17 protein-coding genes are annotated in these 20,531 nt (G+C 70.5%); 7 read left to right on the top strand and 10 right to left on the bottom strand.

The window, feature by feature from the left end; genetic code table 11:
- Window positions 1-28 precede the first annotated feature (28 nt).
- Window positions 29-385 (top strand): ArsR/SmtB family transcription factor, encoded by a 357-nt coding sequence (locus tag ACIHFD_RS31055; RefSeq protein WP_397369882.1) that lies wholly within the window; start codon window positions 29-31, stop codon window positions 383-385.
- Here the strand turns inward: ACIHFD_RS31055 and ACIHFD_RS31050 are convergent.
- Both ACIHFD_RS31050 and ACIHFD_RS31045 read right to left on the bottom strand, forming a co-directional pair.
- Window positions 382-1,011, bottom strand: coding sequence for an amino acid-binding protein (locus ACIHFD_RS31050; RefSeq protein WP_350726867.1), 630 nt, complete (start codon window positions 1,009-1,011; stop codon window positions 382-384). The two genes, ACIHFD_RS31055 and ACIHFD_RS31050, sit on opposite strands and share 4 nt — an antisense overlap.
- Window positions 1,012-1,476: 465 nt before the next feature.
- The gene (locus ACIHFD_RS31045) at window positions 1,477-4,587 is read right to left on the bottom strand and encodes a bifunctional cytochrome P450/NADPH--P450 reductase (protein WP_397369881.1); all 3,111 of its coding nucleotides are present in this window, start codon (window positions 4,585-4,587) and stop codon (window positions 1,477-1,479) included.
- 54 nt (window positions 4,588-4,641) lie between these two features.
- On the opposite strand from ACIHFD_RS31045, the gene ACIHFD_RS31040 reads away from it, so the two are divergent.
- The 3 genes from ACIHFD_RS31040 (at window position 4,642) to ACIHFD_RS31030 (ending at window position 7,163) form a co-directional block, all read left to right on the top strand.
- Window positions 4,642-5,205 carry a TetR/AcrR family transcriptional regulator gene (locus ACIHFD_RS31040; RefSeq protein WP_350726865.1) on the top strand — a complete coding sequence of 188 codons (564 nt, stop codon included), beginning with the start codon at window positions 4,642-4,644 and terminating at the stop codon, window positions 5,203-5,205.
- Between the two features lie 76 nt (window positions 5,206-5,281).
- Window positions 5,282-6,439, top strand: a complete 1,158-nt coding sequence (locus ACIHFD_RS31035) for a thiolase family protein (protein ID WP_364247255.1) — start codon at window positions 5,282-5,284, stop codon at window positions 6,437-6,439.
- 22 nt (window positions 6,440-6,461) lie between these two features.
- On the top strand, window positions 6,462-7,163 hold the full coding sequence (locus ACIHFD_RS31030; RefSeq protein ID WP_397369880.1) for an SDR family oxidoreductase: 702 nt from the start codon (window positions 6,462-6,464) through the stop codon (window positions 7,161-7,163).
- Window positions 7,164-7,167: 4 nt separating this feature from the next.
- Here ACIHFD_RS31030 and ACIHFD_RS31025 read toward each other — a convergent pair whose 3' ends face one another.
- From ACIHFD_RS31025 to ACIHFD_RS30995, 7 genes are all read right to left on the bottom strand, one after another.
- Window positions 7,168-7,470: a hypothetical protein gene (locus ACIHFD_RS31025; RefSeq protein ID WP_364247249.1), complete on the bottom strand. Its 303-nt coding sequence runs from the start codon at window positions 7,468-7,470 to the stop codon at window positions 7,168-7,170.
- Between the two features lie 9 nt (window positions 7,471-7,479).
- Window positions 7,480-8,091, bottom strand: a complete 612-nt coding sequence (locus ACIHFD_RS31020) for a TetR family transcriptional regulator (RefSeq protein ID WP_397369879.1) — start codon at window positions 8,089-8,091, stop codon at window positions 7,480-7,482.
- Window positions 8,092-8,301: 210 nt separating this feature from the next.
- On the bottom strand, window positions 8,302-9,558 hold the full coding sequence (locus tag ACIHFD_RS31015) for a right-handed parallel beta-helix repeat-containing protein (RefSeq protein ID WP_397369878.1): 1,257 nt from the start codon (window positions 9,556-9,558) through the stop codon (window positions 8,302-8,304).
- Window positions 9,559-9,613: 55 nt separating this feature from the next.
- Window positions 9,614-11,398, bottom strand: coding sequence for a glycoside hydrolase family 13 protein (locus tag ACIHFD_RS31010; protein ID WP_397369877.1), 1,785 nt, complete (start codon window positions 11,396-11,398; stop codon window positions 9,614-9,616).
- On the bottom strand, window positions 11,399-12,238 hold the full coding sequence (locus tag ACIHFD_RS31005) for a sugar ABC transporter permease (protein ID WP_319714304.1): 840 nt from the start codon (window positions 12,236-12,238) through the stop codon (window positions 11,399-11,401).
- A complete protein-coding gene (locus ACIHFD_RS31000; RefSeq protein ID WP_397369876.1) occupies window positions 12,235-13,815 on the bottom strand; it encodes an ABC transporter permease subunit in 1,581 nt (526 codons plus the stop codon). The genes ACIHFD_RS31005 and ACIHFD_RS31000 overlap by 4 nt, the downstream gene beginning before the upstream one ends.
- Window positions 13,816-13,817: 2 nt before the next feature.
- Window positions 13,818-15,098, bottom strand: coding sequence for a maltose ABC transporter substrate-binding protein (locus ACIHFD_RS30995; RefSeq protein ID WP_363964268.1), 1,281 nt, complete (start codon window positions 15,096-15,098; stop codon window positions 13,818-13,820).
- Between the two features lie 301 nt (window positions 15,099-15,399).
- On the opposite strand from ACIHFD_RS30995, the gene ACIHFD_RS30990 reads away from it, so the two are divergent.
- The 3 genes from ACIHFD_RS30990 to ACIHFD_RS30980 all read left to right on the top strand — a co-directional run bounded on the left by ACIHFD_RS30990 (window position 15,400) and on the right by ACIHFD_RS30980 (window position 19,183).
- A complete protein-coding gene (locus ACIHFD_RS30990; protein ID WP_397369875.1) occupies window positions 15,400-16,893 on the top strand; it encodes a glycoside hydrolase family 13 protein in 1,494 nt (497 codons plus the stop codon).
- Between the two features lie 78 nt (window positions 16,894-16,971).
- Window positions 16,972-18,315: a sensor histidine kinase gene (locus ACIHFD_RS30985; RefSeq protein ID WP_397369874.1), complete on the top strand. Its 1,344-nt coding sequence runs from the start codon at window positions 16,972-16,974 to the stop codon at window positions 18,313-18,315.
- Between the two features lie 46 nt (window positions 18,316-18,361).
- Complete coding sequence (locus tag ACIHFD_RS30980) at window positions 18,362-19,183, top strand: SAM-dependent methyltransferase (RefSeq protein ID WP_350726849.1); 822 nt, start codon at window positions 18,362-18,364, stop codon at window positions 19,181-19,183.
- On the opposite strand, the gene ACIHFD_RS30975 is transcribed toward ACIHFD_RS30980, so the two are convergent.
- A complete protein-coding gene (locus tag ACIHFD_RS30975) occupies window positions 19,180-20,517 on the bottom strand; it encodes a cation:dicarboxylate symporter family transporter (protein ID WP_397369873.1) in 1,338 nt (445 codons plus the stop codon). The two genes, ACIHFD_RS30980 and ACIHFD_RS30975, sit on opposite strands and share 4 nt — an antisense overlap.
- Between the last annotated feature and the right edge of the window lie 14 nt (window positions 20,518-20,531).

Genomic DNA, 20,531 nt, shown 5'->3' with positions numbered 1-20,531 from the left:
TCGACCCTTTTGACCAGGATATGTAGTCATGTACGCACGCGACAACGTCTCAGGTGCCGACCAGTCGCAAGAGCAACCCACTCCCGCTCAGGTGAACGCGGCGGTGGACGCCTTCCGCATGCTCAGCGACGGCACCCGGCTGAGGCTGATGTGGTTGCTGTCATCGGGCGAGAAGGATGTGAACTCGCTTGCCGAGGCCATCGGCGTGCCCCGCCCGTCCGTGTCGCAGCACCTCGCCAAGCTCCGGCTGGCGGGGCTGGTGGACACCCGCAGGGACGGGCGTCGCGTGCTCTACAGCGCACGCGACTCCCACGTACGGGCTCTCATAGCGGAGGCCCTGTTCCACGCCAGCCACGAGGTGTCCGGCCTGCCCCGCCACGACTAGCCGGTTGCCGCCCCGGGCCGGGCGCGGGCGGCCAGCTTGGCGACCACGTCCACGATGCGGGCGGCGCGCTCCAGCTCGGCGCGGTGGAACACCGGCCCGTCCGCCCTGGCGACCACCAGGTGCAACCCCTGCGCCACCACCGGCAGCAGCATCAGGCGCAGTTCATTGGCGTCCAGGGTGGCGGCCCGCGGCGGGGGTTCCGGCAGGTTCAGCTCGAATTTCTCGGGGGCGGCCAGCGAGGCGTGCCGTACGGCACCGTCGGCCAGGGCCACCGACCACTCCGCGCCGCACAACCCCGGCAGCGCGTCCACCAGCGCGGCGAATCCCCGGGCGGGCTGGGACACGACGTGCATGAGAAGGTCATAGTCCAGCGCCGAGCCCGGCACCTCCTTGGTCGCCCAGACGCCCTCCACCCGTACACCCGGCATGGCCGACAATCGATCGCGAGCCTCTGAGGCGGTCACCGGCCCAGGCCAGGAAACAGTGAAATCGTCCACGGCCCGTCCGGCCTCGCGTTCGAGCACGGTGACCTGCAGGATGTCCGCGCCCAGCGCTCCAAGAGACTTGGCGACCTGGCCAAGGCCGCCCGGCCGGTCCGGCAGCGACACCCTCAGTCGCAGCAGCATTGCCGCCCCCTTTCAGAGGCTCTCACAGTGCCGTGGAAAAGTTTCGAGCATGTTCCACGGATATGTCGCGCATGCTGCGGTTATATCCCAGCATGCAGCGTTAAGTCCGGAATGTCGATAAAGGGCTGTCGCAGGTTTCCGCAGGTCATGGTACGCCCCTCCCCCGCCCCTCCGACCACCCCAAACCGCCCACGGGACCGAGGTCTCACGCCCCGCACCGGCCATCCATCGCCACCCCACGACACGCGATCTCACACCCTTGAATACGCCCCCACAGCCACGCGCCGTTCAAAGGCGCCGGCCCCCGCCGCACAACACCCCACCAACGCGGCGTGGCGTGGCGGAGGCACCCGCCGTGACGGACCGCCGTTAATTCCGCACGGTGAGTGGCCCCCGCCGCGCCGCAGCTCGCCGACCCGGGGCCGGCCGACCGGCTGGGAGCGCGGAGCGGGCGGGGGCGGGAGGTCAGGCGAAGACGTCCTGTTGGTAGCGGCCGGAGGACTCCAGCTCGGCCAGCCACCCCGCCCCGTCCTCCCCCGTCCGTGACCGGTAGATGTCCAGCAGCGTCTGCCGCACCGCAGGAGCCATCCGCAGCCCGTCACCGCAGACGTACACGTACGCCCCCTGGGAGAGCAGCTCCCACACCTCGTCGGCGTGCGCCGCGACGGCGTCCTGGACGAACCGGTACGGATGCCCAGGAACGGCGGAGTACGCGGCGTGCGCGGGCACGCCCCAGCGGGCCAGGTCGTCCGCGTACAGCTCGTCGTGCCGGGGATGGCGGCAGCCGGTGAAGACGGCGGCGCGGCCGGGAGCCCCGGCCAGCAGGCGCTCCTCGATGAAGCCGCGCAGCGGCGCGAAGCCGGTGCCGGGGCCGATGAGGATCACCGGCGTGGCCGGGTCGTCCGGCAGCCGGAACGGCGGCGCGGGCACGCGGATGTAGCCGTAGAACACCTCGCCCTCCTTCAGCCCGGCGAGGTAGGCCGAGCACATCCCCTGGTAGGTGCCCGAGCCGGACCAGGCGGGGCCCTCGACGAGGCCGACGGTGAGGCGTACGAGCGAGGGGTCGGCCAGCGGCGAGGAGGAGACGGAGTAGTAGCGCGGCTTGATCGGCCCGGCCAGCTCCAGGAACACCGGCAGCGGCAGCTCGATCGCGGGGAAGCGGTCGAGCAGGGTGAGCGGGGAGACGCGCTTGGCGAGGATCTCGTCGGCGTAGTTCGCGGTCAGCTCGGCGAGCTGGCCCTTGGTCCAGGGGCAGGCGGTGTGCGCGGCCAGCGCCTCCAGGTCGGACCTGGTGGCCACCTCCTGCAGCTCGGCGAACTCGGTCAGCAGCAGACCCGCCGTGACCGCCGTGTCCACGGGCAGGTGGGTGGATCCGGCGGCGCGCAGCCGTACCACCTGGTCGCGGGGGACGCGCAGGCAGCGCAGCGCCCACTCCACCAGCTCGGGGTCGTTCTTGGCGAAGACGGCCACGTGGTCGCCCGCCGAGTAGGTGACGCCTTCGGGCAGCCGGGCCACGATGGAGCGCACGCCGGGACGCGGCGCCTCGGTCGAGAAGTCCCAGAGGCCGGTCGGGTCGGAGGTCAGCTCCTCGTTGGAGACGACGGTCAGCGGGAACGCGCGCGAGGAGACGACCGAGGGCCTGACCTCGGCCTCGCTGAGCACCTCCATCTCGTAACGCGGCCCGGCGCTCTCGGTGCCCAGATTCGCAGCTGCCGAGTACTCCTCGGCCAGCGCCGCCCACAGCCCGGCCGTCCAGGCGGTCACGTCGCCGTCGAAGTCGCCGTCCGCGTCGGCCTCGCCGCGCTCGATCAGCGGCACCGCTCCGGCGGCCGTCAGCTTCTCGTACGCGCGCTTCGGGAACTCCTGGTACGTGGGCCACTGCGTGTTCCCGCAGCCCAGCACGGCCAGCCGGACCCCGGACAGGTCGGGCAGCGCCTCCAGCGCGTCGAAGCGCTGGGCGTTGTCGGGGGCCTTGCCGTTGTAGGAGGAGGCGACCACGATCAGCAGGCCCTCGCTCGGCGGCGTCATGTCGTCGAGCGAGGTCAGCGTCGTGGCGAAGCCCGCGCGGCCGGCCCGCTCGGCCAGCCGTTCGGCGATGTCGGAGCTGGTGCCGAGGTTGGAGCCGTAGGCGACGGTGAGCGGCACGCCGGTGACGGCGATCTCCTGCTGCGCGCTCTCCTCGACCTCCTGGGCCACGACGACGGTCCGCTCGTGCGCCCGCCGCTCGCGGACCCTGAGCGTGAACCCGTCGGGCTTGAGGGTGAGGGTCTGCTTGATCTTCATGCGGTAGACGCTCGGGTCGGAGATCGCGAACCGCCGCAGGATCATCGCCAGCGCCAGCCTGGCCTCGGTCAGCGCGAACTGCCGGCCGATGCAGGCCCGCTCGCCATTGCCGAACGGCTTGTAGGCCCCGGGGTGATGGCTCTGCTTGTTCTCCGGCAGCCAGCGGTCGATGTCGAACTCGTCCGGCCGCTCCCACGCCTTGGGGCTGCGGTGCAGCACCGGCAGCAGCACGATGACGCCCTGATCCCTGGCGATGGGGTAGCCGCCGATCGTGGTGTCCTCGACCGCGCTGACGCTGAACCCCGGGATCGGCGACCAGTGCCGCAGGGTCTCCTCCAGGACGCGCGCGATGACGTCGAGCTTCATGATCGTCTCGTACGTGGGCGGCTCGTCGCCCGGCAGCAGCCGGTCCACCTCCTCATAGGCGCGGGCCAGGGTGTGCGGCTCGCGCAGCAGGTTGTAGAGGGCGAAGGAGAGCAGGCCGCTGGTGGTCTCGTGGCCGGCGATGAGGAAGGTGAGGACCTGGTTGCGGCTGTTCTCGTCGGACAGGCGGGCGCCGCTCTGCGGGTCGGACGCCTCCAGCATGAGGCCGAGCAGGTCCTTGGAGCCGGTGGCGCCCTCGGCGCGGCGCTGCGTGATCACGTCGTCGACCAGCGACTGCATGGTGGCGATGTCGCGCCGGTACGCCTCCTCGCGCCCGCGCTTGAGCTTGGTGACGAACGGCAGCTGCTGGTTGCGCAGCATGGCCTCGGTGAGCGCGCCGCCCATGGCCTGCAGGAACGGGTGCAGCTCGGGAGAGTCGAAGGAGTTGAACCGGTAGCCGAACCCGGTGAGCGAGATCGTGTCCAGGGTCAGCCTGGTCATGTCGTCGGCGACGGGCAGGTCCTCCCCCTGGCGGGCGGCCCACGACTCGACGAGCTGCTCGGCGATCTCGAGCATCTGCCCGTAGTACGCCTTCATGGCTCGCTGGCTGAAGGCCGGCATCAGGATGCGGTGCGCGTGCCCCCACACCGGCTCGTCCGGGTCGGCCGTGAACAGCCCGTCACCGGCGAAGTCGCGCACGATCGTCAGCGGCGGCTTGATCCGCTTGACGAACCGGCTCTCGTCGCACACCTCGGCGACCAGGTCGGGGTCGTACACCACCACGACCGTGCGGCCGACGATCTCCAGCCGGTAGATGCCCTCGTCGTAACGGGTGGCGACCTGGGCGAAGTGCTCCATCGGCGAGTGAGAGGGAATCTGCAGCGTGTTGCCGAGGATGGGCAGGCCCTGCGGGGCGGGGATCTCCGCCATGATTGCTCCCTTCGAGTAGCCATACACCGTATGGCTGACGCTACCATACGGTGTATGGCAGTGAGCGCACGCAGGGGCGCACCCCTGACCCTCGACGAGATCGGCACCACGGCGGTGCGCCTGATGGACGAGAGCGGGGTGGACGGGCTGTCCATGCGCAAGCTGGCGGCCGAGCTGAACGTCAACCCGATGTCGCTCTACCACCACGTGGAGAGCAAGGACGCGCTGCTGGCGCTGGTCTGCGCCACGACGGCCGAGCGCATGCACGTCCCGCCGGACGACGGCGCCCCGTGGGAGGAGCAGCTCATGGCGCTGGCGCTGGACTATCACCGGCACGCGAAAGAGCACCCCGCCATATGGAGATATGTCCACACCCATCCGAGACTCGTCGCCGACCGGCGGTTGCCCGTCTGGCAGACGCTCTACCGCATCCTGCGACTGGCAGGAGTGCCGGAGTCGGAGCTGCGGCGGACGAGCGACATCCTGCACGCGTTCGTCTCGGGCTTCATCCTGGCCGAGACCGAGGGGCACATGTCGGACGATCCCGAGGAGATCGGCCGCACCTTCGACGCGGCCATCCAGCTGATCATCGACGGCCTCGCGCGCTCCACCTCCTGATCAAGGAGGTCCGTTGGAAAATCCAACCCACCGGGTCTAGAGTGGGTTCAGTTTTCCAACTGATGAGGAGGGCGCTGTGCGTGATGCCGTCATCGTGCAAGCCGTACGTACTCCGATCGGCAAGGGCAAACCGGGCGGCGGCCTGTCCGCGATCCACCCGGTGGACCTGCTCGCGCACACGCTGCGCACCCTGATCGAGCGCAGCGGGGTGGACCCGTCCCTGGTGGACGACGTGATCGGCGGCTGCGTCGACCAGGTGGGCGAGCAGGCCATGAACACCACCCGCAACGCCTGGCTGGCGGCCGGCCTCCCGGAGTCGGTGCCCGCGGTCACGGTGGACCGGCAGTGCGGTTCGTCACAGCAGGCGGTGCATTTCGCTGCGCAAGGGGTGATGTCCGGCGCGTACGACCTGGTGGTGGCGTGCGGCGTGGAGTCGATGAGCCGGGTGCCGATGTGGTCGAACGTGCCCGCGGGCGCCGACCCGTTCGGCCCGGCGCTGGCCGCGCGCTTCCCCGGCGGCCTGGTGCCGCAGGGCATCAGCGCGGAGCTGATCGCGGCCAAATGGTCGCTCAGCCGCGAGCAGCTCGACGAGTTCTCCGCCGGCTCGCATCGCAAGGCCGCCGCCTCCTCCTTCGCCGGCGAGCTCGCGCCCGTCGGCGGCCTCGACCGGGACGAGTCGGTACGCCCGAGCACGACGCCGGAGATCCTGGCCGGGCTCAGGCCCGCCTTCACCGACCCCGGTTACGCCGAGCGGTTCCCGCAGATCGACTGGTCGGTGACCGCGGGCAACAGCAGCCCGATCAACGACGGGGCGGCGGCTGTACTGGTCACCACCTCGGAGACGGCGGCCCGCCTGGGCCTGCGGCCCCTGGCCCGCCTGCACAGCTTCGCCGTCGTCGGCTCGGACCCGATCCTCATGCTCACCGGCGTCATCCCGGCCACCGAGAAGGTCCTGCGCCGCGCGGGGCTGAGCCTCGCCGACATCGACCTGTTCGAGGTCAACGAGGCGTTCGCGAGCGTCGTGCTGGCCTGGCTCCAGGAGACCGGCGCCGACCCGGCCAAGGTCAACGTCAAGGGCGGCGCCATCGCCCTCGGCCACCCGCTGGGCGCCAGCGGCGCCCGCATCGCCACGACCCTGGTCCACGCCATGGCCGAGCGCGGCGCCCGCTACGCGCTGCAGACCATGTGCGAGGCGGGCGGCCTCGCCAACGCCCTCATCCTCGAACGTCCCTGACCACACCTTTGGAGCAGTCGTCATGAAGATCTCCGGCAGCGTCGCACTCGTCACCGGCGCCAACCGCGGCCTGGGCGCCGCCTTCGCCCAGGCCCTCCTGGACCGGGGAGCCCGCACGGTCTACGCGGCCGCCAGGAACCCCGCCACGATCACCGGCACGAACCTCACCCCGATCGAGCTCGACGTCACCGACCCGGCCGCCGTCGCGGCCGCGGCCGAGCGCTGCGGCGACGTGGACCTGCTCGTCAACAACGCCGGCATCTCGCGTTCCGGCAGCTCGGACCTGGACTCGGCGCGCGCCGAGATGGACACCAACTACTTCGGCACGCTGTCCATGAGTCGCGCCTTCGCCCCCGTCCTGGCCCGCAACGGCGGCGGGGCGCTGGTGAACGTCCTGTCGGTGCTGTCGTTCATCACGTTGCCCCAGGCGAGCGGGTACGCCGCGTCGAAGGCCGCGGCGTGGTCCCTGACCAACGCCCTGCGGCTGGAGCTGAAGGAGCAGGGCACCCACGTCCTGGGGGTGCACGCGGGCTACATCGACACCGACATGGCCGCCCACGTCACCGGACCCAAGATCACCCCCGAGGAGGTCGTCGCGCAGACCCTCGACGCCCTGGAGACCGGGGCCTACGAGGTGCTGGCCGACGCCATCAGCCGGCAGTCGAAGGCCGGGCTCTCGGGCGAGCTGGAGCGCCTCTACCCGGTGCTGGCCGCCGGCAGCTGACGCCTCAGTCGCTCGCCTCCCAGACGGCCTCGAACGCCTCCTCCGTGATCTCGGCCAGCTCCCAGACCTCCAGCGGCTGGTCGGTGAGGAAGCCGTACTCGTCCTGCAGGTGGCGCCACCAGTAGCGGCGGGCGGTCCGGTCGGCGCCCACCAGCACCTGCCTGATCGCCCACTGTTCGAGGCCGTCGCCCTCGACGCTCTCGAACAGCCAGGCCCGCCCGTCCTCGTCGCCCAGGTGCCAGTAGCGCCGGGGGACGTCGGACTCGGCGAGCTGCCGCACCAGCGGCTGGCGAAGATCTGGAAGCACCCGTCCACTCTAGAACGGGCGCAGCCCGCCGATGGCGATCTCGGCGGCGCGGGCCATCGAGGCCACGATCTCCTCATCGGACTGGCCGGCCTCGCGGGCGGCGCCGCCCGCCCCCTGGACCGCGCCCACGAACGCGCCGGCCACCGCCGCGGCGCTGATCGGGTCGAGCACGTCGGGAAAGGCCTCCAGCAGGTGCCGGGCCACCTCGCGCTGCACCCCGAACATCATGTGCAGGGCCTTGGCCTGGATGGAGGGCACGGTCGCGACCAGGTGCTCGTAGACCTTCGCCAGCTCGCGGTCGCCCGCCGGCGGGCCCTTGGTCAGGTAGTGGGCGATGACCCGGTCGTAGGTCTTGAGCAGCACGTCGGCGACGCGGTCCGACGGCTCGCGCTCGGCGACCACGCCGGCCATCTGCTCCATGTACTCCAGGACCTCGGCGAACAGCACGTCTTCCTTGGTCGGGAAGTAGTTGAAGAACGTCTTGGTGGCGACGTCGGCCGCGGCGGCGATCTGCGCGACGGTCGTCTGCTCGTATCCCTGCTCGGCGAACAGCCTGAGCGCCGTGCCGACGAGCAACTGCCTGGTCTGCCGCTTCTTACGCTCGCGCCGGGACTCCTCCATGGCATGCAAGCTTACACTCACTGCATCTTTACACCCGCCAAGGAGAGGAGCCTTTCCCACCGTCCGGGGTTGCGGTCCTTGTGGGGGGAATGGGGAGCGCGGCAGACCGCGCCCCCGGCGTCCATGGGTATGGCGGTGCCACGTGGCCCAGGAGTCCCCGCGCCGGCGCAGGGGGCGACGCCGATGCGGGGAGGTGCAGGAGGAGGCGCGTCAGCGCTGGTAGGCGCCTGCGTCGGGCGAGCCCGCCAGGGGCCTGCCGACGATGTCCTTGCCGAGCGCCTTGCCGCCGTACCACGCGGGGCTGAGGGTCAGGCCGCGGCCGAGCGCCGGCGAGCCGGGCCGCAGCCGCAGGTCGGTACGGGAGACGAACTTCGGGTCGGCCACGATCGACTTCGGCCCCAGCTTGAACTTGTTCACCCGGCCCTGGTAGACGCTGCCGCCCTCGTCGGCCCCCTTGCCGTCCTCCCAGCCGGCCTCGCCGCCCACCACGATCACGTTGTTGCGCAGCTTCAGGATCGACGGGGCGCAGCCGTCGTGGCAGGACCAGCCGATGGTGTCCCGGGCCGGCAGGTAGACCGAGTTCTGGACGGCGATCGTGCCCTTCACGGGCCCGACGATGTGGCGCGGGCCGCGGGTGATGAGGAACGAGCCGCGGCTGCGGGAGGAGGTCACGACGTTGAAGGCGAACACGTTGCCGGTGGCGGTCTTGCCCTTCTGGGCGCCGAGCTCGGTGAACGTCTCGTTGTTCCTGGAGATGTTGTGGGTGACGCGGTTGCGGTCGCCGTCGAAGATCTCGACGGCGGCCCCGTCGGTGCCGTAGTCGGCGCTCTTGGCGTAGCTGCCGGTGATGGTGTTGCCGGTCACGAGGTTGTCGTCGCCGTTGAGCAGCACGCCGAAGGCGCCGGAGTCGTTGTCGCCGCCCTCGTCGTTGACGCTCATCCGGTTGTTGTCGGTCAGGACGCTGTCGCGGATGACGTTGCGCGAGCCGGACGGGGTGACGTAGACGCCCGCGATGTTGCCGTCGGCCTGCACGCCGGCCAGCTCGTTGCTGTCGCCGGCGACCTCGAAGCCGGCCCAGCGGCAGCGGGAGGCCCGCAGGCCGCCGACGCGCCAGTGGTCGCCGCTGAGCACGACGCAGTCGTCGTCCATGCCGCTGATCCTGGCCAGCGGGCCGGTGCCGTACGCCTGGATGACGATGGGCCTGGCCGCGGTGCCGTTGGCCTCCAGCTTGAGCGGGCCGGTGAAGGAGCTGCCGCGCTTGAAGCTGACCGCGTCGCCCGGCTTGAGGTCGGCGGAGTTGACCTTGTCGAGGGACTTCCACGGCGCGGTGGCGCTGGTGCCCGCCGCGTCGTCGTTACCCGACTTCGAGTCCACGTAGTACGTGGTGCCCGCCAGCGCGTGGGCCGGGGCCGCAGGCGAGAAAGCAGGCAGGACAGCCGCCATGACGGCTACGGGCAGCAACCTCATTCGAGCACACCACTATCGAGTTGGAGCGGATGGGGGGTAGCCCAAGGTAGCGTGATCAGCGCGCGAGACGCCAGAGACGCACCGAAGGTCCGTCGCCCGGAAGCACGTCCCCGTCCTCGGCGTCGTAGAGGCCGTGCGCGTGGACGCCGAGGCGCAGCGGCGCGCCGGGCGCCCGCCGCACGCACACCAGGATCGACTCCTCGTACGTCTCCCGCGCGAAGACCAGGCAGTCGGCGTCGGCGTGCAGCCAGCGCAGGCCGCCGTGGCGCAGCGCGGGCTCGGCGCGGCGCAGCCCGAACAGCTCCCGGTAGGCCGCCAGCGTCGGGAGGTCCTGGTCCGCGGGCCGGTTCCAGGGCATCGGGGTGCGGGAGTGCTCGCCGTTCACCCCGGTCAGGCCGAACTCGCTGCCCGCGAACACCATCGGCGTGCCCGGCAGCGTGGCCTGCAGGCCGAGCGCGAGCAGGTGGCGCTCGCGCGAGCCGGTGACGGTGCGGATGCGGGGCGAGTCGTGTGAGTCGAGCAGTTGCCAGGAATGGACGAGCGAGCGCCACGACATGTGGGACGCGAACGACCGGAACGTGGCCAGCGCGGCCGTCCCGTCGCGCGCCGGGACGCCGCCCGGCACGCCGAGGAAGTGGTCGAGGTCCAGCTCGGGGCCGCGTAGCCAGGTCCAGACGGGGCGGGTGAAGCCGCCGTAGTTCATGGTGCCGTGCCAGCCGTCGCGGTCGAGGTCGGAGGAGGCGTCGTGGTTGTGCTCGGCGATGAACGCGGCCTCGGGGCCCAGCTCGGCCCGCAGCATGGCGGCGACCTCGTGGTTGTGGTCGTCGGCGGCCCGCCTGCCGGTCATGTTGGCCACGTCCACGCGCCAGCCGTCCAGCGGCCCGAGCCACTTCTTCAGCACGGCCCGCATGCGGGCGCGGACGAGCTCGCTGCCCCAGTTGAGCTTGGGCAGCGTCTTGACGCCCCACCAGGACTCGTAGTCGCCGGAGTCGGGGTCGAAGTAGAACATCTCGCGCTCGACCGCGTTCACGTCGGAGACGGCCGCGGTGAACCATTCGTGGGTGTCGCCGCAGTGGTTGGTGGTGATGTCGCCGAGCAGCCGCATGCCGCGGGCGTGCAGGGCGCCGGACAGGCGGTGCAGCGCCTCGTCACCGCCGAGCAGCGGATCGACGTGCTCGAACGTGGAGGCGTTGTAGCGGTGGTTGGAGCGGGCGGGGAAGATCGGCGTCAGGTAGACGGTGTTCACGCCGAGGCTCTGGACGTGGTCGAGCCGCTGGGCGACGCCGTCGAGGTCGCCGCCGTAGAACTGCCCCGCGGTGCCGGGGCCGGCGGGGATGACCGGGTCGTGGTCCCAGTCGCGCGGCAGCGCCCAGTCGGGCAGGTCGCGCATGGGCCGGGAGCGGTCGAAGCGGTCGGGGAAGATCTGGTAGACGATCGCGTCCGACATCCAGGAGGGCGGCGGCTGATGGCACACGAGGCGGAAGTCGCCCGCGTCGGTCACGTCGTGGGTGACGAGCCCTGCCGCGGTCAGCCACGCCTGCCCGCCCCGCGTGGCGAGCAGGAACCGGTACGGGGTCACCGGGTTGACCGCGGTGATCTCGGCCCGCCACCAGACGTCCGTGCCGCCGTACCCGCCGGCCTCCCGCCGCGACGGGTCCGGCGCCGCCTCGGCGTAGCGCGGCTCGCCGTCGTGCACGGTACGCACGTGCACGCCCGTGATCCCGGCGGCCAGCGGCGCCCGCAGCCACAGCGTCACCCGCGAGCCGAGTGCGGGCTCCTGCTCGGAGACGTACAGAGCTGAGCCGTCGTGATGCGGCTCCCCGATGAAGCGCAAATGCACCTATCCCTTGACAGCCCCGGCGGTGAGCCCGGAGACGATGTACTTCTGCAACCAGAGGAACACACTCACCGTCGGAATCGCGGTAAGCAGCGTCGCCGCGGCGAACATGCCGAAGTTCGCGTTGCGGTGGTCGCCGGCGATCATCCCGTACATGCCGACGGCGAGGGTCTTGCTCTCGGGGTCGCGCAGGAACACGTTCGCCATGAGGAACTCGCTCATCGTGCCGATGAACGCCAGCAGCGCCGTGACCGCGAGGATCGGCGTGACCAGCGGCATGATGACCCGCCAGAAGATCTGCGCGTGCGTGGCCCCGTCCACGGTGGCGGCCTCGTCCAGCTCCTTCGGCACGGTGTCGAGGAAGCCCTTCATCAGCCAGGTGTTCACGCCGAGCGCGCCGCCGAGGTAGAGCAGCATCAGCCCCCAGACGGTGTTGAACCCGAAGGCCGGATACAGCTCGGTCACCCTGGTGAAGATCATGAAGATCGTCACGATGGCCAGGAACTGCGGGAACATCTGGATGAGCAGCAGCGCCAGCAGCCCGACCCGGCGGCCCGCGAAGCGCATGCGGCTGAAGGCGTACGCGGCCAGCATCGACAGCAGCAGGCTCGCGAACGACGCCACCAGCGCGATGAACACCGAGTTGAAGAACCACCGGCCGAACGGGTAGCTGTCGGAGGTCAGCAGGTGGGCGAAGTTGGCCAGGCTGGCCCCGGTCGGCAGCAGGTCGGTGGAGGCCAGCGTACCCATGGGGTTGATCGCGGCCGAGACCACGAACAGGATCGGGAAGAGCGCGAACGCGCACACGATCAGCACGAAGACGTGCCTGAGGGCGAGCTTCACGCGTAGACCTCCTCCTGCTTGCGGGTACGGCGGAACGCCACGGCCGAGATGACGGCCACGATCGTGAAGATGAACACCGAGACCGCCGCCGCGAAGCCGAACTGCGCCCCGCCCGCCCCGAACGCCAGCCTGAAGGTGTAGGTGATCAGCAGGTCGGTGCCGCCCACCTGCGGGTTGTCGGCCGGGAACGGCCCGCCCTCGGTGGTGAGCGCGATCGCGTTGAAGTTGTTGAAGTTGTAGGCGAACGACGAGATCAGCAGCGGCGTGAGCGCCACCAGCAGCAGCGGCAGCGTCACCCGCCGGAACGCCTTCCACGGCGTGGCCCCGTCGATGGCCGCCGCCTCGGTCAGCTCGCGCGGGATGGCCTGCAGCGCGCCGGTGGTGACGAGGAACATGTACGGGAAGCCGAGCCAGAGGTTGACCAGGATCACCCCGAACCGGGCGGTCCCGGTCTCGCCCAGCCAGTCGACGTTGGCGCCGAGAAGCTGGTTGATCAGGCCGAAGTCGCGGTTGAACATGTCACGCCAGACCAGCAGCATGGCGAAGGCGGGCATCGCGTACGGCAGGATCAGCGCGATCCGGTAGAAGCGGGTGCCGCGCATCCGCGGGTGGTGCAGCGCCAGCGCGACCGACATGCCGAGCGCGAACGTGCCGAGCACGGAGGCCAGCGCGAAGACCAGGTTCCAGCCGAACACCCCCGCGAAATATCCCGAAATAGTCGGATTTGTCAGCACTCGAGCGAAGTTGTCGAGGCCGACGCCGACCTGCCAGCCCTGCGCCAGGTGCTCGCCCTTGGCGTTGACGAAGAAGCCCTGGCTCTCGTCGGCCGTCCAGGTGTCGCCGTTGCCGCGCACGCAGTCGCAGCCGGCGTCGTACACGAGCGCCGCCTTGCCCTCGACGGCCCGGCTGAGCCCGTTCGCCTTGATCACGCCGTCGCCGGTCGGCACGGCCAGCGCGGAGATCTCCGGCCCGCGGGCGGCGGCCTCGGGCGTCTTGAGCACGGTCAGCCCGGGGGCCGCCAGCACCTTGCCGGTGACCCCGACCTGGGCGCCCGCCAGCGGCGACAGCCCCTTGGCGTCGCCCAGCCGCACCTGCTTGGTCTTGGGGTCGACCAGCAGGAACACCAGCTCGTCACCGCGCAGGGCGGCCGTCATGGCGTACTCGGGCGAGCCGGGGGTCTGGCGCACCGAGCCGGTCTCGATGGCGGTGACGGCGGCGGCCTTGTCGCCGCGGTGCCCGTCGCCGAAGTTCGTGAACGCGGTGGTGACCGTGTAGGCCACGGGGAACACCTGGAACGCGATCAGGAAGACGGTGCCGGGGACCAGATACTTGGCCGGGATGAAGCGGCGGGTCAGGTAGAGGTAGGCGATGGCCGCGCTGACGGCGCCCAGCAGCCCCAGCGAGACCCATGATTCGGCGGCGACCAGCGGCGGCGCGGCGTAGAGCAGGATCGCGGCGGCCACGGCCAGCACCGCGATCCTGCTCACCACGAACGCCGTGGTGATCTCCCGGCGGGGCCGTGAAGCCGCCTTGGGCTCCCCGCCCTTTCCAGGGGCCTCGCGCACGTCGAGGGTCATGATCAGTGCTTGAGCGAGCCGTCGATGGCCTTCTGCGCGGCCGCGGCGGCCTTGGCCGCGTCGCCGCCCTTGACGACGGCGTTCTCGGCGATGCCGAACGGCTCCCAGATGGCCGCCATCTCGGGGATGGCCGGCATCGGCAGGCCGTCCTTGCCCGCCTCCATGAACTTGACGGCGTCCGGGTCGCTCGCCTGGACCTCCTGGAGGGCGGCGGTCAGCGCCGGGGGCCGCGGGTCGGCCTCGTAGAGCGCCTTCGCGACGTCCTTGTTGGTCACGTAGTTGGCGACGAACTCCTGGGCCAGGGCCTTGTTCTTGCCCTTGGAGGCCACGAAGAACGTCTGCACGCCGACGAACGGGGTGGCGGGCTTGCCGCCCTTGAACGACGGGACGGCCGTGATGTCGTACGTGATGCCGCCCTTCTTGACCTCGCTCATCGCCCACGGGCCGGAGATCAGGTAGGCGCACTTGCCGCCGGCGAAGTTCACGATGTAGTTCTCGTTCGTGATCGACGTGCGCAGCGCGCCGTCACCCTTCTCGCCCAGGTCCTTGAGCTTGCCGAACGCCTTGACCGAGTCGGGCGAGCCGACCAGCACCTGCTTGGGGTCGGGGTCGCCGGTGGAGGTGGCGCCGAACAGCGCGCCGCCCGCGGAGGCGAAGATCGGGTAGACGTGGAAGGCGTCGCCCTTCTGGCCGACGGGGATGCAGAGCACCTCCTTGACCTTGCCGGCCGCCTTGAGCTCCTTGCCCTTGGCGATCATGTCCTCGATCGAGGCGGGCGCGTCGGGGGCGAGCTTGGTGTTGCGGATCAGGGCGATGTTCTCCACCGCGTACGGGGCGCCGTAGACCTGCCCGTTGAACGTCACGGCCTGCATCGCCTTGGCCGAGAAGGCGGCCTTCTGCTCGTCGGTCAGGGTGACGGGGTCGATGGCCCCGTTCTGCACGAGGTTGCCGATCCAGTCGTGCGCGCCGATCATGATGTCGGGGCCGCTGCCCTGCTGGGAGGCGGTGAGGAAGGTCGTCTGGTTGTCCTTGCTGATCTCCTTCACCTCGACGGTCACGCCGTTCTCGGTGCCGAACTGGTCGGCGAACGGCTTGAGCGGCTTGACGCGGCTGGGGTCGGCCCAGATCACGAGCGTGCCGCCACTCTTGGCCGCCGGGGCGGAGGCGGACGCACCGGGTGCCGCCGGGGACGCCGACGGGGAAGCCGGCTGGGATTCGCCGCACGCCGTGGCGGCGAAAGCGAGGGTCGCGAGAGCGGCCACACCCAGAGCCCGCATGCGCATGGGACCTCCTGAGGTCACGCAGGAACGGCGGTGCCACGCGAGCGCCGCCGGAAGAAAGCTCTAACGTTTCCGGGACGTTAGCGGCTCTTTGCAAGAATTGGAAGAACTTGCGAAAGAGCGTTACGTGATCCTCACCGAACCCCGCGAAAGCGCCTCCCGCAAGCGGCTTCAGGCAGGAGTACGGGCGGGTCAGGGTGACGTATGCAACTTTCCGCAAGTTGCGCTTGACCCCGGCCGAACGATCGCGACATCCTTCACCACAACCTCACGGGACATCTCGGGCATCCAGGGAAGGACAGCCATGCTCGGCAACGACGACTGGTGGCGTGACGCCGTCGTGTACCAGGTCTACCCGCGCAGCTTCGCCGACGCGGACGGCGATGGCATGGGCGACCTCGCCGGCGTGCGCGACCGCCTCGGCTACCTCGCCGACCTGGGCGTGGACGCCCTCTGGCTGAGCCCCTTCTACACCTCCCCCATGGCCGACGGCGGCTACGACGTGGCCGACTACCGGGACGTGGACCCCATGTTCGGCACGCTCGCCGACTTCGACGCTCTCATCGCCGACGCCCACGACAAGGGCATCAGGGTCATCGTGGACCTGGTGCCGAACCACTCCTCCGACCGGCACCCCTGGTTCCAGGCCGGGCTGCGCGACCGCTACATCTTCCGCGACGAGCCCAACGACTGGGAGTCGATCTTCGGCGGCCCCGCCTGGACGCAGGCGGCGGACGGGCAGTGGTACCTGCACCTGTTCGCCCCCGAGCAGCCGGACCTCAACTGGGAGAACCCGGACGTGCGCGCCGAGTTCCGCGACATCCTGCGCTTCTGGCTCGACCGGGGCGTGGACGGCTTCAGGGTCGACGTGGCGCACGGCATGATCAAGGCCGCCGGGCTGCCCGACGTGGGGCCGAAGGAGGGCCGCCAGGCCGAGATGCTCGGCGACGAGCAGCTCCCGTACTTCGACCAGGACGGCGTGCACGAGATCTACCGCGAGTGGCGGCCGATCCTCGACTCCTACCCCGGCGGCCGGATGGCGGTGGCCGAGGCGTGGGTGTCCTCCCCCGAGCGGCTGGCCCGCTACGTCGGGCCCGACGAGCTGCACCAGGCGTTCTCGTTCGAGTTCATGATGGCCGACTTCCACGCCAAGTCGTTCCGTACCGTCATCGAGAAGGCGCTGAAGGAGTCGGAGCTGGTCGGCGCGCCCACCACGTGGGTGCTGTCGAACCACGACAAGCCCCGCCACGTCACCCGCCACGGCGGCCTGGCCCGCGCCCGGGCGGCCACGCTGCTCATGCTGGCCCTGCCCGGCTCGGCCTACCTCTACAACGGCGAGGAGCTGGGCCTGCCCGAGGTGCTCGACCTGCCGGACGAGCTGCGCCAGGACCCGGCCTTCCGGCGCACCGGAGAGAGCCGCGACGGCTGCCGGGTGCCGATCCCGTGGACCGCCTCCGGCGACTTCGGCTGGCGCGACCCGTGGCTGCCGATCCCCGCCTCGTGGGGACCGCTGTCGGCCGAGGCCCAGGAGCACGACCCCGCCTCCACCCTGAACCTCTACCGCGCCGCGCTGAAGCTCCGCAGGGAGCACCCGGCGCTCGGCGGCGGCACCGTGACGTGGCTCGACTCCCCCAAGGACGTGCTGGCCATCGAGCGCGACCCGGGGCTGGTCGTGGTGCTCAACACGGGCGAGGAGCCGGTACGGGTCGACCTGGGCGGCGAGGTGCTGCTGTCCAGCGGCCCGCTGGCCGAGGACGGAGCCATCCCGCCGGACACCGCGGTCTGGATCCAGCGCTGACCGGATCCGGCCCCGGGTTGGGGGAATCTTTCCCTTAACGCGGCAAATGTCGGTAATCACGCTCGGTAACCTCACAGGGTGCCACCCTGGTGGGCCAGATCCCTGCGCGGACGCGTCACCCTCATCGCGACGGCTGTAGCCGCCCTCGTGCTCATCCCCGTGGCCGTCGCCGGGGTGATCACCGCCAGATCGCTGATGACGGCCAGCGTCTTCCGCGACACCCGGGACACGGCCGAGCGGATCGCGTACGAGATGCGCGGCGGCGCGCTGCCCATGGGCGCCGCCATCCCGGTGCCCAACCCGCCGGTGGACCTGATCCAGGTCGTCGGCCCCAACGGGCAGATCCTGGCCAGCAGCGACGCGGCCAGGAACCTGCCGCCGCTCAGCGACATCCGCCCCACGCCCGAGAACCGGGTGGTCAGCGTGATGAACTGCCTGCCGACCGAGTGCATCCACGTCACGGCCGTCCGGGTGAGCCTGTTCGCCGACTCCCCCGTGGTCTACGCGGGCCGCAGCACGCCCGACCTGCTGGCCAACCGCGGCCTGGAAGTCGTGGTGTTCATCGAGGTCGGGGTGCTCATCGGGCTGGCCTCGTGGGCCACGTGGCTGGTCACGGGACGCGCGCTGAGACCGGTGGCGACCCTGCGGGCCGAGCTGGACGCCGTCCACGCGGGCGACCTGAGCCGGCGCGTCACGCAGCCGCCGGGCGCGGACGAGGTGTCCCAGCTCGCCAGATCCGTCAACGGCACGCTGGCCCGGCTGGAACGCTCGGCCCAGCAGCAGCGCCAGTTCGCCTCCGACGCCTCGCACGAGCTGCGCACCCCCATCGCGGGCCTGCGCGCCCAGCTGGAGAGCGCCCAGCTCTATCCCGACGACACCGACGTCGAGGCGCTGGTGGACAGCGCGCTGCGCGACACCGACCGCCTGGAGGCCATCATCACCGACCTGCTGCTGCTGGCCAGGATCGGCTCCCGGGTGGACGTGGTCAAGGAGCGGGTGGACCTCGCCGAGCTGGTGCGCCAGGAGCTGTCCGTGCGCTGCGACAAGGTGCCCGTGCACGTGGAACTGACCGAGGGGGTGGTGGTCGAGGGCGTACGGCTCCAGCTCGCCAGGGTGCTGACGAACCTGCTGGACAACGCCCAGCGCCACGCCGAGCACACGGTCCAGGTCGAGGTCCGCAGGGAGGGCGAGCACACGGCGCTGCTGGCGGTCGAGAACGACGGCGTGGAGATCGCCGAGGAGGATCGCGAGCGCATCTTCCAGCGCTTCACCCGCCTGGACGCCGCCCGCAGCCGCGACGCCGGCGGAACGGGCCTGGGCCTGGCCATCGCGCGTGACGTCGTGGTGGCTCATGGGGGCCAGATCACCGTTGAGGACCGTGTGGGCGGGGCGCGATTTGTGTTGAGACTTCCAGCCGTTTGACCGCTTTTCGTAGATTTCCGGTGGTCAAGTCATAGATCATGGTGTCATGACGGAACAAGCGCCGCAGGGCGTCGACCCTCACATCCCTAACGCGGCGCGCATGTACGACTACTTCCTGGGTGGCAAGGACAATTTCCAGGCCGACAGGGATCTGGCCGAACTGGTTCTGAGCGCGGTTCCCGAAACCCGTGAAGGCACCAGGGAGAACCGGGCGCTCATTGGCCGGTTTGTGCGTTACCTGTGCGAACAGGGCATCACGCAGTTCCTTGACCTCGGCTCCGGCCTGCCGGCGCAGGAGAACGTGCACGAGGTCGCGCTCCGCCACACCCCCGATGCCCGCGTGGTCTACGTGGACAACGACCCGGTGGTGGCCACGCACGGCAGGGCCCTGCTGGCCGACCCGGACCGGGTGGCCATGGTGCTGGGCGACGTGCGCCGGCCGAAGGAGATCCTGGCCAACCCCGAAGTGCGCGCGCTCCTGGACTTCGAGCGGCCAGTGGCCGTACTGATGATGTTCATCCTGCATCTGATCCCCGACGAGGACGACCCGAGCACGTTCGTGGCCGGCTACCGCGAGGCGATGGCGCCGGGCAGCTATCTGGCCATCTCGCACGTGGGCAGCGACTCCCACTCGGCGCTGACGGACCGGGTGGTCGAGTTCTACCAGCGGGCCAACATGCCGTTCAGGCCGCGACCCGGCAAGGAGATCGCGGCCTTCTTCGGTGACTTCGAGTTCATCCCGCCCGGCCACCTCGCCAACGGCATCGGGCCGGAGCTCGGGTGGCCGTACATCGATCGCGACATCCCGATCTTCCTCGACGCGGACATGTCGCGGTTGGGCTACGCGGGCATCGCCCGCAAGCTCTAGACCTTCGACAGTTCCCGGTCGCCCGACTCGTCGGGACCGGGGCGGTTGTCGTCGTCCTCGTCCAGCAGCGTGGCCTCGTCGAACGGGGCGTTCCCGGCGAGCACCTCATTCGCGCGCTCCCGGTCGAAGTCGCCGGTCCAGACGGCGACCAGCACGGTGGCGACGGAGTTGCCGGCGAAGTTCGTCAGCGCCCTGGCCTCGGACATGAAGCGGTCGATGCCCACGATGAGGCCGACGCCGTCGACCAGCGCGGGACGGTGCGCCTGCAGCCCGCCGGCCAGCGTGGCCAGCCCGGCCCCGGTCACGCCCGCGGCGCCCTTGGAGGCGATCATCATGAACAGCAGCAGCGCGATCTGCTCACCGAACTGCAGCGGCGCCCCGGTGGCCTCGGCGATGAACAGCGTGGCCATGGTCAGGTAGATCGCGGTGCCGTCGAGGTTGAAGGAGTAGCCGGTCGGCACGGTGATGCCGGCCACGGTCTTGCTCACACCCAGGTGCTCCATCTTGGCGATGAGCCTGGGCAGCGCCGTCTCCGACGAGGAGGTGGACAGGATGAGCAGGAACTCGCGGCCCAGGTACTTCAGCAGCGACCACAGGTTGATCCGGGCGACCAGCCACAGGATCGAGCCGAGCACGACGCCGACGAACAGCAGGCACGTGATGTAGAAGGCGACCATGATGATCGCCAGGCTCTTGAGCGCCTCGAGCCCGGTCTCCCCGACGACAGCGGCGATCGCGCCGAACGCGCCGACGGGCGCGGCCCACATGATCATGGCGAGGATGCGGAACGTCAGCCGCTGGAAGTGCTCGATGGTGCGCAGGATCGGCTCGCCCTTGGCGCCCATGGCCTGGATCGCGAACCCGGCCAGCAGCGCCACGAGCAGCGCCTGCAGCACCGAGCCGCCGGTGAGCGAGGACACCAGCGTCTTCGGGATGATGCCGAGCAGGAAGTCGACCGTGGTGGACTCGCCGCCCTTGGCCGCCTGCGCCTCCGCGGCCTGCTTGGCGGCGTCGCTGAGGTGCAGCCCCGAACCCGGGTCGATGACGTTGCCGACCAGCAGGCCGATGAGCAGGGCTACCGTGGACATGACGATGAAGTAGCCGAGCGCGAGGCCGCCGACCTTGCCGACCTTGGCCGCCTGGCGTACCGAGCCGATGCCCAGCACGATCGTGCAGAAGATGATCGGCCCGATCACCATCTGGATGAGCGCGACGAAGCCGGTGCCGAGCGGTTTGAGCTCCTTGCCCACGTCCGGCCAGACGAATCCGACCAGGATGCCGAGTAGGACCGCCCCGATGACGGCCAGATAGAGGTAGCGAGTGCGATCACGCATGGGGGGCTCTCCAG

This window comes from Nonomuraea sp. NPDC051941, assembly GCF_044593615.1.
The sequence above is the reverse complement of the archived record's forward strand: the minus strand, read 5'-3'. Positions and strand labels throughout refer to the sequence as shown.